8 protein-coding genes, 2 tRNA genes, 2 rRNA genes and 1 other RNA gene are annotated in these 15,682 nt (G+C 63.4%); 10 read left to right on the top strand and 3 right to left on the bottom strand.

All coding sequences use genetic code 11. The annotated features are described in order from the left end of the window. Positions 1-257: 257 nt before the first annotated feature. Positions 258-1,037: a sulfite exporter TauE/SafE family protein gene (locus tag AC1PLS_RS20805; protein WP_180968875.1), complete on the bottom strand. Its 780-nt coding sequence runs from the start codon at positions 1,035-1,037 to the stop codon at positions 258-260. A gap of 90 nt (positions 1,038-1,127) precedes the next feature. Here AC1PLS_RS20805 and AC1PLS_RS20800 point away from each other — a divergent pair, with 90 nt between their 5' ends. From AC1PLS_RS20800 to bphP, 6 genes are all read left to right on the top strand, one after another. Then, positions 1,128-1,517, top strand: a complete 390-nt coding sequence (locus tag AC1PLS_RS20800; protein ID WP_160954954.1) for a YchJ family protein — start codon at positions 1,128-1,130, stop codon at positions 1,515-1,517. Between the two features lie 158 nt (positions 1,518-1,675). Beyond that, entirely contained in the window at positions 1,676-1,882 is a 207-nt protein-coding gene (locus tag AC1PLS_RS20795; RefSeq protein WP_024939646.1) for a hypothetical protein, read from the top strand. A 315-nt stretch (positions 1,883-2,197) separates the two neighbouring features. Then, entirely contained in the window at positions 2,198-4,357 is a 2,160-nt protein-coding gene (locus AC1PLS_RS20790; RefSeq protein ID WP_481104019.1) for a lytic murein transglycosylase, read from the top strand. A 378-nt stretch (positions 4,358-4,735) separates the two neighbouring features. Beyond that, on the top strand, positions 4,736-6,001 hold the full coding sequence (locus AC1PLS_RS20785) for a TCR/Tet family MFS transporter (RefSeq protein WP_184615006.1): 1,266 nt from the start codon (positions 4,736-4,738) through the stop codon (positions 5,999-6,001). A gap of 99 nt (positions 6,002-6,100) precedes the next feature. After that, positions 6,101-6,694, top strand: coding sequence for a biliverdin-producing heme oxygenase (locus AC1PLS_RS20780; protein WP_104577442.1), 594 nt, complete (start codon positions 6,101-6,103; stop codon positions 6,692-6,694). After that, positions 6,691-8,592 carry a bacteriophytochrome BphP gene (bphP, locus tag AC1PLS_RS20775; RefSeq protein ID WP_184432849.1) on the top strand — a complete coding sequence of 634 codons (1,902 nt, stop codon included), beginning with the start codon at positions 6,691-6,693 and terminating at the stop codon, positions 8,590-8,592. Before AC1PLS_RS20780 ends, bphP begins: the two co-directional genes overlap by 4 nt. A gap of 39 nt (positions 8,593-8,631) precedes the next feature. On the opposite strand, the gene AC1PLS_RS20770 is transcribed toward bphP, so the two are convergent. Both AC1PLS_RS20770 and AC1PLS_RS20765 read right to left on the bottom strand, forming a co-directional pair. Continuing rightward, positions 8,632-8,706, bottom strand: a non-coding RNA gene (locus tag AC1PLS_RS20770) — sX9 sRNA. Positions 8,707-8,767: 61 nt separating this feature from the next. Further along, positions 8,768-9,943 carry a benzoate/H(+) symporter BenE family transporter gene (locus AC1PLS_RS20765; RefSeq protein WP_184432852.1) on the bottom strand — a complete coding sequence of 392 codons (1,176 nt, stop codon included), beginning with the start codon at positions 9,941-9,943 and terminating at the stop codon, positions 8,768-8,770. 813 nt (positions 9,944-10,756) lie between these two features. Here AC1PLS_RS20765 and AC1PLS_RS20760 point away from each other — a divergent pair. The 4 genes from AC1PLS_RS20760 to AC1PLS_RS20745 all read left to right on the top strand — a co-directional run bounded on the left by AC1PLS_RS20760 (position 10,757) and on the right by AC1PLS_RS20745 (position 15,675). Continuing rightward, positions 10,757-12,303, top strand: a 16S ribosomal RNA gene (locus tag AC1PLS_RS20760). A gap of 92 nt (positions 12,304-12,395) precedes the next feature. Beyond that, positions 12,396-12,471, top strand: a tRNA-Ala gene (locus tag AC1PLS_RS20755). A 19-nt stretch (positions 12,472-12,490) separates the two neighbouring features. Then, positions 12,491-12,567 (top strand) — tRNA-Ile (locus tag AC1PLS_RS20750). 227 nt (positions 12,568-12,794) lie between these two features. Next, positions 12,795-15,675 (top strand): 23S ribosomal RNA (locus tag AC1PLS_RS20745). Together the 16S and 23S rRNA genes with 2 tRNA genes alongside form the textbook arrangement of a ribosomal RNA operon. Positions 15,676-15,682 lie beyond the last annotated feature (7 nt).

The following is a 15,682-nucleotide window of genomic DNA, read 5'->3' as shown; positions in this document are numbered from 1 at the left end:
CCACCACTTCGCTGGGTGGCGCAACCAAGGCAACTGCGGCGCGTAGCGCGGCCAAGCCCGTGCCAACCAAAACCGCGGCCAAGGCGCGTCCCGCATCCACGCGCGGATCTGCAGGCAAGCCGCGCGGAAAACGCTGAGCGCGCCGCCTGGATGCCTGCGTCACCGCGCTGCGGTCGCAGGCGTCGCAGGTCGGGGACAGCAGACCACCACTCTCCCGGCGCACCGCGCACCGTGTCGGCGACGCTGAGTATGGAGTTCTAAGCGCCGTGCAGCAGATCCCAGCCCATCTTGCCGATCAGCACGATGACCAGCACCAGGAACAACGTGCGGATCAGCGGCGTGCCGCCGCGTAGCGCCATCCGCGTGCCGGCGACCGCACCGGCCACGTTGGCCACCGCCATCGGGATGCCGATCGCCAGCATCACCTGGCCGCTGGGCAGGAAGAACGACAGCGCCGCCAGGTTGGTGGCCAGGTTCACTACCTTGGCTGCGGCCGAGGCGCGCAGAAAGTCCAGCCCGAAAAAGCGGATGAACAGGAAGATCAGGAAGCTGCCGGTACCGGGCCCGAAGAACCCGTCGTAGAAACCGATCGCCGCGCCCATCGCCAAGGCAGTGATCAATTCGCGCCGGCCGATCTGGCGTGGCCGATGCAGCGCACCGAAGTCCTTCTTGATCAGCGTGTAGACCAGCATCGCGATCAGCAGCACCAGGATCAGCGGCCGCACCGCCTGCTTGGGCATCAGGCTGACCGCGGTCGCGCCCAGAAACGAAAACGTAAACGCCGCCACCGTGGCGTACAGCACCGGCCGCCACGGAAAGCGCACGGTGCGCGCATAGCGCCATGCCGAGGCACCGGTGCCGAACATCGCGCTGAACTTGTTGGTGCCCAGGATCAGCGACGGCGCCTGCTGCGGCAGGGTCGCAAACAATCCCGGCAACTGGATCAGGCCACCGCCGCCGACCGCCGCATCCACCAGCCCGGCGACAAAAGCGATGCACAGCAGCCACGGCAACTCGGTGGGAATCAGTTCCAGCAAGGCGGTGCTCCGCACGACGGGGCGACAGCATAAACGCGCAGAAACCCCGCCTCCCACTTCGCCGCTTCCCAATTCCCGCACAATCACCAGATGCCGACTTCCATACCCACCGATCCCTGTCCCTGCGGCCGCGCCGCCACCTACGCACAGTGCTGCGGGCACTACCACGCCGGCGCCGCCGCGCCCGATGCCGAAACCCTCATGCGTGCGCGCTACAGCGCCTACGTCCGCCGCGATGTGGGGTACCTGCTCGCCAGCTGGCATCCCTCCACGCGCCCATCCGAGCTGTCGCTGGACGAGGGCGGCCGCACCACCTGGCTCGGCCTGACCGTGCAACGCGCCATCGAGACCGGTACCGACACTGCCGAAGTGGCGTTCCTGGCCCGCTACCGCATCGGCGGCGGCAGCGCGGTGCGCATGACCGAACACAGCCGCTTCGTGCGCGAAGACGGCCGCTGGTATTACCTCGACGCGCGCTGAGCCGGGCTCAGGCGTGAGCGAGGTCAGCGGTCACGCTCACCATGAAGCTGTTCAGCCCGACGGACGGCACGGGCCGGCGCGGTTTCTCGACGCCACGTTCGCAGCCGATCCCGGAAGCTTGCCGCCTCGGCGGAGCTCGCCGCGGGGCGGACACGATGATGGCAACCTTCAATCTCTGGCAGTGGGTGCTTGTGGCCATCGTGGTATTTGCGATCGTGCTGCCGGCGTGCCTGGCCACGGCACTGATCTGGTTCGGCCCCCGCCACGACGCCCCGCGCAGCGCGCGCGCCCGACGTATGCCCGACACCAGCCCCTCCAGCCCGGCGTTGTCGCTGCTGACCGGCATCACCGGCGACGGTAGCTAGGCGCGGCGATCGACGCGGCTGGGTTGCCGCGGCGTCCTCGCCAGGCGGGCCGGACCGATGCCACTCCATCGGCACGCAACATCATTCTCCGACTCGCGCCACACGATCTCTGCGTCGTGCCCATCGCGCTGAAAAGCGTACGCACCGCACAGTCACCCCTGCGTATCGCTGCCGACCAGCGCAGCGCACGATGCCGTCGCAACATCACGGCCTGCACGCCTGCAACCAGCCAGGTTGGCTATCCTCGGCGGCTCGACCTGCCGCAGGAGCGTTCCACCGCATGACCTCCGTCCACACGCCGGCCATCGCGCCGTGATGCCGACCCGGCGCGTCCTGCCTGCGCTGTTGGCGCTGGCGCCGCTGATCGCCTGCGCCGATCCGGCCTTCGACCGCTGCCTGGCCGGCCTGCAGACCCAGGCCGCCGCCAAGGGCGTGGCGGCCGCCGACTTCCAGCGCTTCACCGCCGGCCTGGCGCCCGATCCCAGCGTGTTGCCGCTGCTCGATGCCCAGCCCGAGTTCACCACCCCGATCTGGGACTACCTCGCCAGCCTGGTCGACAGCCAGCGTGTCGCCGACGGTCAGGCCATGCTGGCCACCCACCGCGATTTGCTTACCCGCCTGTCCGAACAGACCGGGGTTGATCCGGCCACCATCGTGGCGGTCTGGGGCGTGGAGAGCGACTACGGCCGTGTCATCGGCAAGCGCCCGCTGCTGGTCTCGCTGGCGACGCTGTCGTGCGCGGGCCGTCGCCAGCCATTCTTCCGTGGCGAATTTCTCGCCTTGCTCGGCCTGCTGCAGCAAGGCGATCTGTCGCCGAATGGCTTGACCGGCTCCTGGGCCGGCGCCTTCGGGCAGACCCAGTTCATGCCTTCCACCTATGCCCGCATCGCGGTGGATGGCGACGGCGACGGCCGCCGCGACCTGGTCGCCAGCATTCCCGACGCGCTGGCCTCCACCGCCAACTATCTGGTCAAGGCCGGCTGGGAGCGCGCCCGCCCCTGGGGCATGGAAGTCCGCCTGCCTGCCGGCTTTGACGCCAGCAAGGCCGGCCGCACCCGGCGTCAACCGCTGCAGGCCTGGCAAGACGCCGGCCTGCTCGGCACCGACGGCAAGGCGCTGGCGCCGGCCGGTCTGCCCGCCGAAACCCCGGCCGCCCTGTTGCTGCCGGCAGGCGCGACAGGCCCGGCATTTCTGGTGTTCCGCAACTACGACGCGATCTACGCCTACAACGCCGCCGAAAGCTACGCGCTGTCGATCGCCCTGCTCGCCGACCGGCTGCGCGGTGGCGCCGGCCTGGTCGCCGCCTGGCCCACCGACGACCCCGGCCTGGGCCGGCCCGAACGGCGCGAACTGCAGCAATTGCTGCTGGCGCGCGGCCATCTGATCGGCGAGGCCGACGGCATGATCGGCACCGCCAGCCGGCGCGCCATCCAGGTCGAGCAGACCCGCCTGGGCCTGCAGCCGGCCGACGGCCGCCCCGGACAACGCATCCTCACCGCCCTGCGCGCCGCCCCACCGGTCGCCGGCGCGGCGGCCATCCGCGCCACGGCGTTCAAGCTGCCGGCCGCCTATCCCGCATTCGTCCAATCCCCCATCGTCCAGAAGGCACCCCCCATGTCCGACCTCACCGGCCTGCGCACAGGCGACTTCCACGGCTTTCCCTCGCTGTTGATCGACACCCCGTTCTCCACTGCGGCCATCAGCCTGTTCGGCGGCCAGCTGCTGTCGTTCGTGCCCAAGGGCGGGCAGGACGTGATGTGGCTGTCGCCCACCGCCAAGCAGCCGCCCACCCCGATCCGCGGCGGCGCGCCGGTGTGCTGGCCGTACTTCGGCCGCCAGGACCAGACCGGCGAGGTCCCCGCGCACGGCTTCGTGCGCACCGTGCCCTGGCAGCTCACCGAGAGCCGGCGCGAGGACGACGGCACCCTGGTGCTCACGCTGACCCCGCCCAGCTTCGACGACCTGGCGCTGCGCCTGCGCATGACCCTACGCATCGGCCGCACCCTCGAACAAAGCCTGATCACCGAAAACACCAGCCCGGCCCCGGTGCGCTTCACCCAGGCGCTGCACAACTACTTCCGCGTCGGCGACGCGCTCACCGTCAGCGTGCAGGGCCTGGATGGGCTGGACTACCTCGACAAGTACGAGAACTACGCCACCGCCCACCGCCAGCAGGGCGACTGGAGCCTGCGCGACCCACGCGACCCCGGCCGCAGCGATCGCATCTACACCAACGCCGGCGGCCGCTACACCCTGACCGACCCGGTGCTCGGCCGCCGCATCGTCATCGCCACCCAGGGCAGCCGCTCGTTGGTGGCCTGGAACCCGGGCCAAGAAGCGGCCGCCAAGATGGCCGACGTGGGCGAGGGCTGGCGCCATTACGTCTGCCTGGAAGCGGCCAACGCCGGCCCGGACGTCATCGAACTCGCCCCCGGCGCCAGCCACACGCTGACCCAGACCATCAGCGTCGAGTAAGTGCAAGTTGGCACCAGGATCGCCCAGATCCTGCGCTGCCTTCCAACAGGAAAGAAGCAGCACGGCTCCCTTCTCCCGCCGGGAGAAGGTGCCCCGAAGGGGCGGACGAGGGTGTGGGCGAAGCCTCGCGCCACCTCACAATGCCTGTGGCTTCGCACGTACCCTCATCCCAACCCGCGCTCGGCGCCCCCGCCCGCGCATGAGGCGCAGGCGCTCAAATGCACGCGCGCCAGGGGCGCGCAAGCCATGCTTTCTCGCCCCGCAGGAGAGGGGCTTTCAGTGAGGGGGACCTTGGGCTTATCAGGCGACAGCTCATCCCCACAACTGCGCCACCCGGTCCACCGCTACACTCGCCGCTTCGCCCCACTGCGCAGCGCGATGTCCCTCCCAGCAGATTCCGCTCCCGCCACGGGCCGGCGCCGCGCCGCGCTGATCTTCATCTTCATCACCGTGCTGATCGACGTGCTGTCGTTCGGCGTGATCATTCCGGTGCTGCCGGATCTGGTGCGCCAGTTCACCGGGGGCGACTACGCCGTCGCCGCCGGCTGGATCGGCTGGTTCGGCTTCTTGTTCGCCGCCATCCAGTTCGTCTGCTCGCCGCTGCAGGGCACCCTGTCCGACCGCTACGGCCGCCGCCCGGTGATCCTGCTTTCCTGCCTGGGGCTGGGCCTGGACTTCATCCTGATGGCGGTCGCCCATTCCCTGCCGATGCTGCTGCTGGCGCGGGTGATCTCCGGGGTGTGCTCGGCCAGCTTTTCCACCGCCAATGCCTACATCGCCGACGTCACCCCGGCCGACAAACGCGCCGGCGCGTTCGGCATGCTTGGCGCCGCGTTCGGTATTGGCTTTGTCGCCGGGCCGTTGATCGGCGGCTGGCTGGGCAGCATCGGCCTGCGCTGGCCGTTCTGGTTTGCCGCCGGGCTGGCGCTGCTGAACGTGCTGTATGGCTGGTTCGTGCTGCCCGAATCCTTGCCTGCCGAACGCCGCACGCCACGCCTGGACTGGTCGCATGCCAACCCGCTCGGCGCACTCAAGCTGCTGCGCCGTTATCCGCAGGTGTTCGGCTTGGCCTCGGTGGTGTTTCTGGCCAACCTGGCGCACTACGTCTATCCCAGCATCTTCGTGCTGTTCGCCGGTTATCAATACCACTGGGGCCCGCGCGAGGTGAGCTGGGTGCTGGCTGGCGTCGGCGTGTGCAGCATCATCGTCAATGCGCTGCTGGTCGGCCGGCTGGTGCGCTGGCTGGGCGAACGCCGTGCGCTGCTGCTGGGTCTGGGCTGCGGGGTGGTCGGTTTCGTCATCTACGGGCTGGCCGACAGCGGTACCGCGTTCCTGATCGGCGTGCCGATCAGTGCGTTCTGGGCGATCGCCGCACCGGCCGCGCAGGCCTTGATCACCCGCGAGGTCGGCGCCGATGCGCAGGGCCGCGTGCAGGGCGCACTGACCAGCCTGGTCAGTCTGGCCGGCATCGCCGGTCCGCTGTTGTTTGCCAACGTGTTCGCCTGGTTTATCGGCACGGGCGCACCGCTGCATCTGCCCGGCGCCCCCTGGTTGCTGGCGGGTGTTCTGCTTGCCGCAGGCTGGGTCATGGCCTGGCGGCGGGCGGGGCGGGGGGCCGACACGGCCCCCGCGGCACAGGGATGATGCCAACCTATTCAGCTTGTGCTCGCGCCCGCTTTATCTGATTTGCGCAGTCACTGCTAGGCTGATGCATTCCGTGCTGCGGCACCGCCTCCACTCATTATGTGTCCTGACACCCTGGCTGTTCCGCCCTCGGCCGCGCTCGCGCTGCGCCACGCCACGCAGGACGCCCACCGCCTGGTCGAGACGGTTCCGCTGATGCAGGCGCTGGGGCAGGGGCGGGTCGATCGCGCTGCCTACACGCTGATCCTGCGTCGGCACCATGCGCTGCTGGCCGGCTTCGAAGCGCAATTGAGCGACTGGCTCAGCACCCTGATCGGTGCCGGCTGGCAGTACCGCCGCCGCGTCCCGGCCCTGCGCGAGGACCTGCACACGCTCGGGCAGCCGCCACAGGCGCCCATCGCGGCGCCTGCCGCCGGCAACGATGCCGCGCGCTGGGGCATGCTCTACGTCATCGAAGGCTCGCAGCTCGGCGGGCGGATGATCGCGCGCACCTTGCGCAAGCAGCAGCCCGCGCTGGCTGATGCCTTGCGCTATTTCGAACTGGCCAACGACGACCCGGCCGGCTGGCGCCGGTTCCAGGCCATGCTCGATCAACGCCTGGACACCTCTTCCGCGCGCGCGTCCGCCATCGACGGTGCGCAGCGCATGTTTGCCCACTTCCATACCTGTCTTGCAGCGGAGCCGCGCCCGTGAATCAGCCCACCGAACCCCTGGATATGGATGTCTGTGCGCGTGAGCCGATTCATATCCCCGGCCTGATCCAGCCGTACGGCGTGCTGCTGGTGATCGAGCCGGCCGACGGCCGTATCGTGCAGGCCAGTACCACCGCCGCCGACCTGCTCGGTGTACCGCTGGCCGAGCTGCTGGGCATGGTCTACACGCAAGCGCTGGAACTGCCCGGCGAGCAGCCATTCGCGGTCGAGGACCAGGCGCAGCACCTGCTGCATGCCGACGTGCGCTTTCCCCTGCGTGCAGCACCCACCGACCACCCCTGGGTGGCCGCCTGGCATCTGTATCCGGAGCAGTGGCTGGTGGAAATCGAGCCGCGCGACGCACGCCTGATGGACGTCACCCTGCGCGAAGCGCTGCCGCTGCTGCGCAGCATCGAGCGCGATCCCGGCATCGCCGAAGCCGCCGTGCGCGCCGCCAAGGGGCTGCGCAGCATGATCGGCTTCGACCGGGTGATGGTGTACCGCTTCGACGAAGAGTGGAATGGCGACATCATCGCCGAAGCGCGCCAGCCCGAGCTGGATGCCTATCTCGGCCTGCATTACCCGGCCACCGACATCCCGGCCCAGGCGCGCGCGCTGTACCTGCGCAACCGCGTCCGCCAGATCGCCGATGTCGGCTATCGGGCGTCGGCGATCGAACCCACCCTGCATCCGCGCCTGGGCACCCCGGTGGACCTGAGCGATGTCAGCCTGCGCAGCGTCTCGCCGGTGCATCTGGAATACCTGGCCAACATGGGCGTGACCGCCACGCTGGTGTCCTCGATCGTCGTCAACGACGCGCTGTGGGGGCTGATCGCCTGCCACCACTACAGCCCGCACTTCACCAGCCACGCCATGCGCGATGCCACCGATGCGGTGACCCGCGCGCTGGCCGGGCGCATCGGCGGATTGCAGGCGGTGGCGCGTGCGCATATGGAATCGGTGCTGCTCACCGTGCGCGAGAAGCTGATCACCGACTTCAATGACGCCGACCAGATGACCGTGGAAATGCTCGCCGACATGGCGCCCGACCTGATGGACGTGGTCGACGCCGACGGCGTGGCGATCTTCCATGGCGGCGAGATCAGCCGGCATGGCAGCACCCCGGACGCGGCCGCGCTGCGCCGCATCCGCGACCACATCGAATCCGAACACCACGATGCCCTGCGCGAAGATGCGGTCGGCGCCCTGCATGTGGATGCGATCGGCGAGGTGTTCCCCGAGCTGGCCGACCTCGCCCCGCTGGCGGCCGGTTTCATTTTCGTGCCGCTGATGCCGCAGTCGCGCAGCGCCTTGCTGTGGACCCGCCGCGAGCAGGTGCAGCAGGTCAAATGGGCCGGCAATCCGCAGCTGGCCAAGCTGCAGGACATTCCCAATTCGCGCTTGTCGCCACGCAAGAGCTTCGACCTGTGGCAGGAAACCGTGCGCGGTCGCGCGCGACGCTGGTCGCCGCTGCACCTGGAATCGGCGCGCAGCCTGCGCGTGCTGATCGAACTGATGGAGCGCAAGCGCTTCCAGCAGGATTTCACCTTGCTCGAAGCCTCGCTCTCGCGGCTGCGCGATGGTGTGGCCATCATCGAACGCGGCACCGCGGACGCGCACCGGCTGATGTTCGTCAATCCGGCCTTCGCAGAACTCAGCCAGACCGAAGTGGCCGACCTGATCGGTTGCGACATCCTGTCCCTGCTGGCCAGCGATGCCGCCCCGTCCAAGGTGGAGCTGCTCGAAGACGCACTGCGGCAAGGGCGCGCCGCCTATGTCACGCTGCCGCTGCGCTCGCAGGGCGGCGCGCCGGTCTACCGCCAGTTCCATCTCGAACCGCTGCCCAGCCCCAATGGCGTCACCGCCCACTGGCTGCTGCAGCTACGCGACCCCGAATAAGCGCAACCCGCAACCGAATCGCCTGCCGCGGCCAGCAGTGGCTGGCAAAACGTAGCCAGCAGTCGCCAGCTGGGTGCGGACGGTGCGGAAGAAGCGCAGTGTCGAGTGGTTCACGCCGACTCCGCGCATCGGCCGCGCCCGCCTGGCGGTGCGCGCCGTCGTTTTGATCGCTGCCCTAAGCCCGCGGTCGCAACACCAGCAAGGTGATCGTCCCGGCCACCAGGCCCCAGAACGAGGCGCCGATCCCGCCCAGCGTCAGTCCCGATGCGGTCACCAGGAAGGTGATCAAGGCCGCTTCGCGCTCGTTGTCCTGCTGCAAGGCCGCCGCCAGGCTGTTGCCGATCGTGCCCAGCAAGGCGATCCCGGCGATGGCCATCACCAGCTCGCGCGGAAAGGCGGCAAACACCGCCGTCACGGTCGCACCGAACACGCCGATCAGCACATAGAACACGCCCGCGCTCACCGCAGCGGTGTAACGCCGCGCCGGATCCTCGTGCGCTTCGCGGCCCATGCAGATCGCCGCGGTGATGGCCGCCAGGTTCAAGGCATAGCCACCGAACGGTGCCAGCAGCGTATTGACCACCCCGATCCAGCCGATCGTTGGCGAGATCGGTACCGCGTAGCCGGAAGCGCGGATCACCGCCACGCCCGGCACGTTCTGCGAGGCCATGGTGACCACGAACAACGGAATCGCCAGCCCGAACAACGCCGCCCACGACAACGACGGCACCACCAGCACCGGCCGGGCCAGTTCAAGCTGCACGCTCTTCCACTGCATCAACCCGCTGCCGGCCGCAATCGCCACGCCGACCAGCAAGGTCGCGATCACCGCATAGCGCGCAAACCAGCGCCGCCCGGCCAGATAGGCCGCCAGCATCGCCAGTGCCAGCCACACCTGACTCTGCATCGCCACGAACAGGTCCAGCCCGAAGCGCAACAACACCCCAGCCAGCATGCCCGAGGCCAGCGAGATCGGAATGCGCCGGATCGCCTTTTCAAATAAACCCGAGAAGCCGGCCAGCATGCCAAGCACCGCCGCCAGCACAAACGCACCGACCGCCTCGCGCAACGGCACCCCGGCCGCGCTGCCGATCAACATGGCCGCACCCGGCGTGGACCAGGCCGTCACCACTGGCACCCGGTAGCGCAGCGACAGCCCGATGCAGGTCACGCCCATGCCGATGCCGAGCGCCCACATCCACGAAGCGATCTGCGCCTGGTCCGCGCCAAGGTGACGCGCCGCCTCGAACACGATCACCGCAGAACTGGCAAAGCCCACCAGCACCGTGACAAAGCCCGCGGCAATCGCAGGCAGGGATAGATCGCGAAGCAGGCTGCGGGAAGGAGACATCGGGAGCTCTCTATCTAGTGCATGCATTCTTACCGAGCACGCCGGTGATCGATAGCGCAGCACCTTGCGTGGTTGGCTCTCTATCAACGCTCTTGTTGTCCTGCCTGGAAAGCACGATGTCGCTGCAATGCGGACACACGGTCCCATGACCCTGATAGAGAGAGCAGGCCGGATACACCGCAAAGTGCGTGGAATCAGGCCTGGCGCATGGACGCAATGACGTCCGTGTCATGCCAGTGTCAAAAAGTGCTTGCACTTCTGCACAGTCTCGATAAACTGCGCGGCCTCGCTCAGGACGGCGGCGCTTCTCGAAGCATCGCAACAACGAACGGGGCGAATCGGAAACATCACAAGGTGTTGACGAAACGAAAAAGCCGGCTATGATGGGCGGCTCGCTACACGGAAAGACGCTACGGCGGATTGAAATGCAGCGGCGGCAACCTCCTCTTCACGAGGGGTTGACGAAGATGAAAAGCCTGCTAATATGGCCGGCTCGCTTCGCAGAAAACCTTCGGGTCGAAACGAAGCAGCGTCAACCACCTCGAAATGAGGTGTTGACGGCAAGAAAAAGTCCGCTATAATGGGCGGCTCGCTTCGACGGAAACGACGAAGCTGACGGGAACGGCGCTGAGGCCACTTCCCAATGTTCTTTGACAGTGTGCGCAGGTAATTTGTGCGGACGCCTGCAGGAAGGATGATTGTCCATCTTGCAGACGTTTAATCAAAATGCAACATATTAATTGCTTTGCAAGCGATAAGTTGCCAGTGGTTGAACTTCTGCAGCTAAAGTATTTGCCTTCGGGCATGTAATTTTAAGTGAAGAGTTTGATCCTGGCTCAGAGTGAACGCTGGCGGCAGGCCTAACACATGCAAGTCGAACGGCAGCACAGTAAGAGCTTGCTCTTATGGGTGGCGAGTGGCGGACGGGTGAGGAATACATCGGAATCTACTCTTTCGTGGGGGATAACGTAGGGAAACTTACGCTAATACCGCATACGACCTACGGGTGAAAGCGGAGGACCTTCGGGCTTCGCGCGATTGAATGAGCCGATGTCGGATTAGCTAGTTGGCGGGGTAAAGGCCCACCAAGGCGACGATCCGTAGCTGGTCTGAGAGGATGATCAGCCACACTGGAACTGAGACACGGTCCAGACTCCTACGGGAGGCAGCAGTGGGGAATATTGGACAATGGGCGCAAGCCTGATCCAGCCATGCCGCGTGGGTGAAGAAGGCCTTCGGGTTGTAAAGCCCTTTTGTTGGGAAAGAAAAGCAGTCGGTTAATACCCGATTGTTCTGACGGTACCCAAAGAATAAGCACCGGCTAACTTCGTGCCAGCAGCCGCGGTAATACGAAGGGTGCAAGCGTTACTCGGAATTACTGGGCGTAAAGCGTGCGTAGGTGGTGGTTTAAGTCTGTTGTGAAAGCCCTGGGCTCAACCTGGGAATTGCAGTGGATACTGGGTCACTAGAGTGTGGTAGAGGGTAGCGGAATTCCCGGTGTAGCAGTGAAATGCGTAGAGATCGGGAGGAACATCCGTGGCGAAGGCGGCTACCTGGACCAACACTGACACTGAGGCACGAAAGCGTGGGGAGCAAACAGGATTAGATACCCTGGTAGTCCACGCCCTAAACGATGCGAACTGGATGTTGGGTGCAATTTGGCACGCAGTATCGAAGCTAACGCGTTAAGTTCGCCGCCTGGGGAGTACGGTCGCAAGACTGAAACTCAAAGGAATTGACGGGGGCCCGCACAAGCGGTGGAGTATGTGGTTTAATTCGATGCAACGCGAAGAACCTTACCTGGTCTTGACATCCACGGAACTTTCCAGAGATGGATTGGTGCCTTCGGGAACCGTGAGACAGGTGCTGCATGGCTGTCGTCAGCTCGTGTCGTGAGATGTTGGGTTAAGTCCCGCAACGAGCGCAACCCTTGTCCTTAGTTGCCAGCACGTAATGGTGGGAACTCTAAGGAGACCGCCGGTGACAAACCGGAGGAAGGTGGGGATGACGTCAAGTCATCATGGCCCTTACGACCAGGGCTACACACGTACTACAATGGTAGGGACAGAGGGCTGCAAACCCGCGAGGGTAAGCCAATCCCAGAAACCCTATCTCAGTCCGGATTGGAGTCTGCAACTCGACTCCATGAAGTCGGAATCGCTAGTAATCGCAGATCAGCATTGCTGCGGTGAATACGTTCCCGGGCCTTGTACACACCGCCCGTCACACCATGGGAGTTTGTTGCACCAGAAGCAGGTAGCTTAACCTTCGGGAGGGCGCTTGCCACGGTGTGGCCGATGACTGGGGTGAAGTCGTAACAAGGTAGCCGTATCGGAAGGTGCGGCTGGATCACCTCCTTTTGAGCATGACGTCATCGTCTTGCGGGCGTCCTCACAAATTACCTGCATTCAGAGATTCATACCGGCACAGGTCGGTATGCGAAGTCCCTTTTGGGGCCTTAGCTCAGCTGGGAGAGCACCTGCTTTGCAAGCAGGGGGTCGTCGGTTCGATCCCGACAGGCTCCACCATATTGAGTGAAAAGACTTCGGGTCTGTAGCTCAGGTGGTTAGAGCGCACCCCTGATAAGGGTGAGGTCGGTAGTTCGAGTCTACCCAGACCCACCACTCTGAATGTAGTGCACACTTAAGAATTTATATGGATCAGCGTTGAGGCTGATACATGTTCTTTTATAACTTGTGACGTAGCGAGCGTTTGAGATATCTATCTAAACGTGTCGTTGAGGCTAAGGCGGGGACTTCGAGTCCCTAAATAATTGAGTCGTATGTTCGCGTTGGTGGCTTTGTACCCCACACAACACGGCATGTAGCTCCGAGGCAACTTGGGGTTATATGGTCAAGCGAATAAGCGCACACGGTGGATGCCTAGGCGGTCAGAGGCGATGAAGGACGTGGTAGCCTGCGAAAAGTGTCGGGGAGCTGGCAACAAGCTTTGATCCGGCAATATCCGAATGGGGAAACCCACTGCTTCGGCAGTATCCTGCAGTGAATTCATAGCTGCTGGAAGCGAACCCGGTGAACTGAAATATCTAAGTAACCGGAGGAAAAGAAATCAACCGAGATTCCCTAAGTAGTGACGAGCGAACGGGGAGCAGCCCTTAAGCTGGAATGGCTTTAGAAAAACAATCTGGAAAGATTGGCCATAGAAGGTGATAGCCCTGTATTTAAAAGGGCCACTCCAGTGAAGACGAGTAGGGCGGGGCACGTGAAACCCTGTCTGAATATGGGGGGACCATCCTCCAAGGCTAAATACTCCTGACCGACCGATAGTGAACCAGTACCGTGAGGGAAAGGCGAAAAGAACCCCGGAGAGGGGAGTGAAATAGATCCTGAAACCGTGTGCGTACAAGCAGTAGGAGCTCGCAAGAGTGACTGCGTACCTTTTGTATAATGGGTCAGCGACTTACTGTTCGTGGCAAGCTTAACCGTATAGGGGAGGCGAAGGGAAACCGAGTCTGATAAGGGCGCATAGTCGCGGGCAGTAGACCCGAAACCGGGTGATCTAGTCATGGCCAGGGTGAAGGTGCCGTAACAGGTACTGGAGGCCCGAACCCACGTCTGTTGCAAAAGACGGGGATGAGCTGTGATTAGGAGTGAAAAGCTAATCGAACCCGGAGATAGCTGGTTCTCCTCGAAAGCTATTTAGGTAGCGCCTCGGACGAATACTACTGGGGGTAGAGCACTGTTATGGCTAGGGGGTCATCGCGACTTACCAAACCATTGCAAACTCCGAATACCAGTACGTACTATCCGGGAGACACACGGCGGGTGCTAACGTCCGTCGTGAAAAGGGAAACAACCCAGACCCACAGCTAAGGTCCCAAATTCACTGCTAAGTGGAAAACGATGTGGAAAGGCATAGACAGCCAGGAGGTTGGCTTAGAAGCAGCCACCCTTTAAAGAAAGCGTAATAGCTCACTGGTCGAGTCGGTCTGCGCGGAAGATTTAACGGGGCTAAGCAGTGAACCGAAGCTTGGGGTGCATAAAACTTGTTTTATGCGCGGTAGAGGAGCGTTCCGTAAGCCTGCGAAGGTGGATTGAGAAGTCTGCTGGAGGTATCGGAAGTGCGAATGCTGACATGAGTAACGATAATGCGGGTGAAAAGCCCGCACGCCGAAAGCCCAAGGTTTCCTTGCGCAACGTTAATCGACGCAGGGTTAGTCGGTCCCTAAGGCGAGGGCGAAAGCCGTAGTCGATGGGAAGCAGGTTAATATTCCTGCACCTCGCGTGAGTGCGATGGAGGGACGGAGAAGGTTAGGTGTACCGGGCGTTGGTTGTCCCGGGGAAAGGCGGTAGGTTTGGATCTTTGGCAAATCCGGGATCCTTTAAGACCGAGCACCGAGACGAGCCTTTATGGCGAAGTCACTGATACCACGCTTCCAGGAAAAGCTCCTAAGCTTCAGCTCACGAAGACCGTACCGTAAACCGACACAGGTGGGTAGGATGAGAATTCTCAGGCGCTTGAGAGAACTCGGGTGAAGGAACTAGGCAACATGGCACCGTAACTTCGGGAGAAGGTGCACCCTTTTTGGTGGCTCATGCGAGCTATAGCTGAAGAGGGTCGCAGAAACCAGGCCGCTGCGACTGTTTATCAAAAACACAGCACTCTGCAAACACGAAAGTGGACGTATAGGGTGTGACGCCTGCCCGGTGCTGGAAGGTTAATTGATGGGGTCAGCCGCAAGGCGAAGCTCTTGATCGAAGCCCCAGTAAACGGCGGCCGTAACTATAACGGTCCTAAGGTAGCGAAATTCCTTGTCGGGTAAGTTCCGACCTGCACGAATGGCGTAACGACAGCGGCGCTGTCTCCACCCGAGACTCAGTGAAATTGAAATCGCTGTGAAGATGCAGCGTTCCCGTGGCAAGACGGAAAGACCCCGTGAACCTTTACTATAGCTTTACACTGAACGTTGAGTTCGTCTGTGTAGGATAGGTGGGAGGCTATGAAACTGTGGCGCTAGCTGCAGTGGAGCCATCCTTGAAATACCACCCTGTCGTGCTTGACGTTCTAACCTAGATCCGTTATCCGGATCAGGGACCGTGTATGGTGGGTAGTTTGACTGGGGCGGTCTCCTCCTAAAGAGTAACGGAGGAGCACGAAGGTACGCTCAGCGCGGTCGGACATCGCGCACTGTGTGCAAAGGCATAAGCGTGCTTGACTGCAAGATCGACGGATCAAGCAGGTACGAAAGTAGGTCTTAGTGATCCGGTGGTTCTGTATGGAAGGGCCATCGCTCAACGGATAAAAGGTACTCCGGGGATAACAGGCTGATACCGCCCAAGAGTTCATATCGACGGCGGTGTTTGGCACCTCGATGTCGGCTCATCACATCCTGGGGCTGTAGTCGGTCCCAAGGGTATGGCTGTTCGCCATTTAAAGTGGTACGCGAGCTGGGTTCAGAACGTCGTGAGACAGTTCGGTCCCTATCTGCCATGGGCGTTGGAAGTTTGAGAGGGGCTGCTCCTAGTACGAGAGGACCGGAGTGGACGAACCTCTGGTGTTCCGGTTGTCACGCCAGTGGCATTGCCGGGTAGCTATGTTCGGAAGCGATAACCGCTGAAAGCATCTAAGCGGGAAGCGCGCCTCAAGATGAGACTTCCCGGGGCACAAGCCCCCTAAAGGAACCATATAGACTATGTGGTTGATAGGTCAGGTGTGTAAGTACAGCAATGTATTGAGCTAACTGATACTAATGATCCGTGCGGCTTGACCATATAACCT

The sequence above is a fragment of the Xanthomonas sp. NCPPB 3218 genome (genome assembly GCF_056725185.1).
Note: the sequence above shows the minus strand (reverse complement) of the source record. Positions and strands in the feature narration are given on the sequence as shown.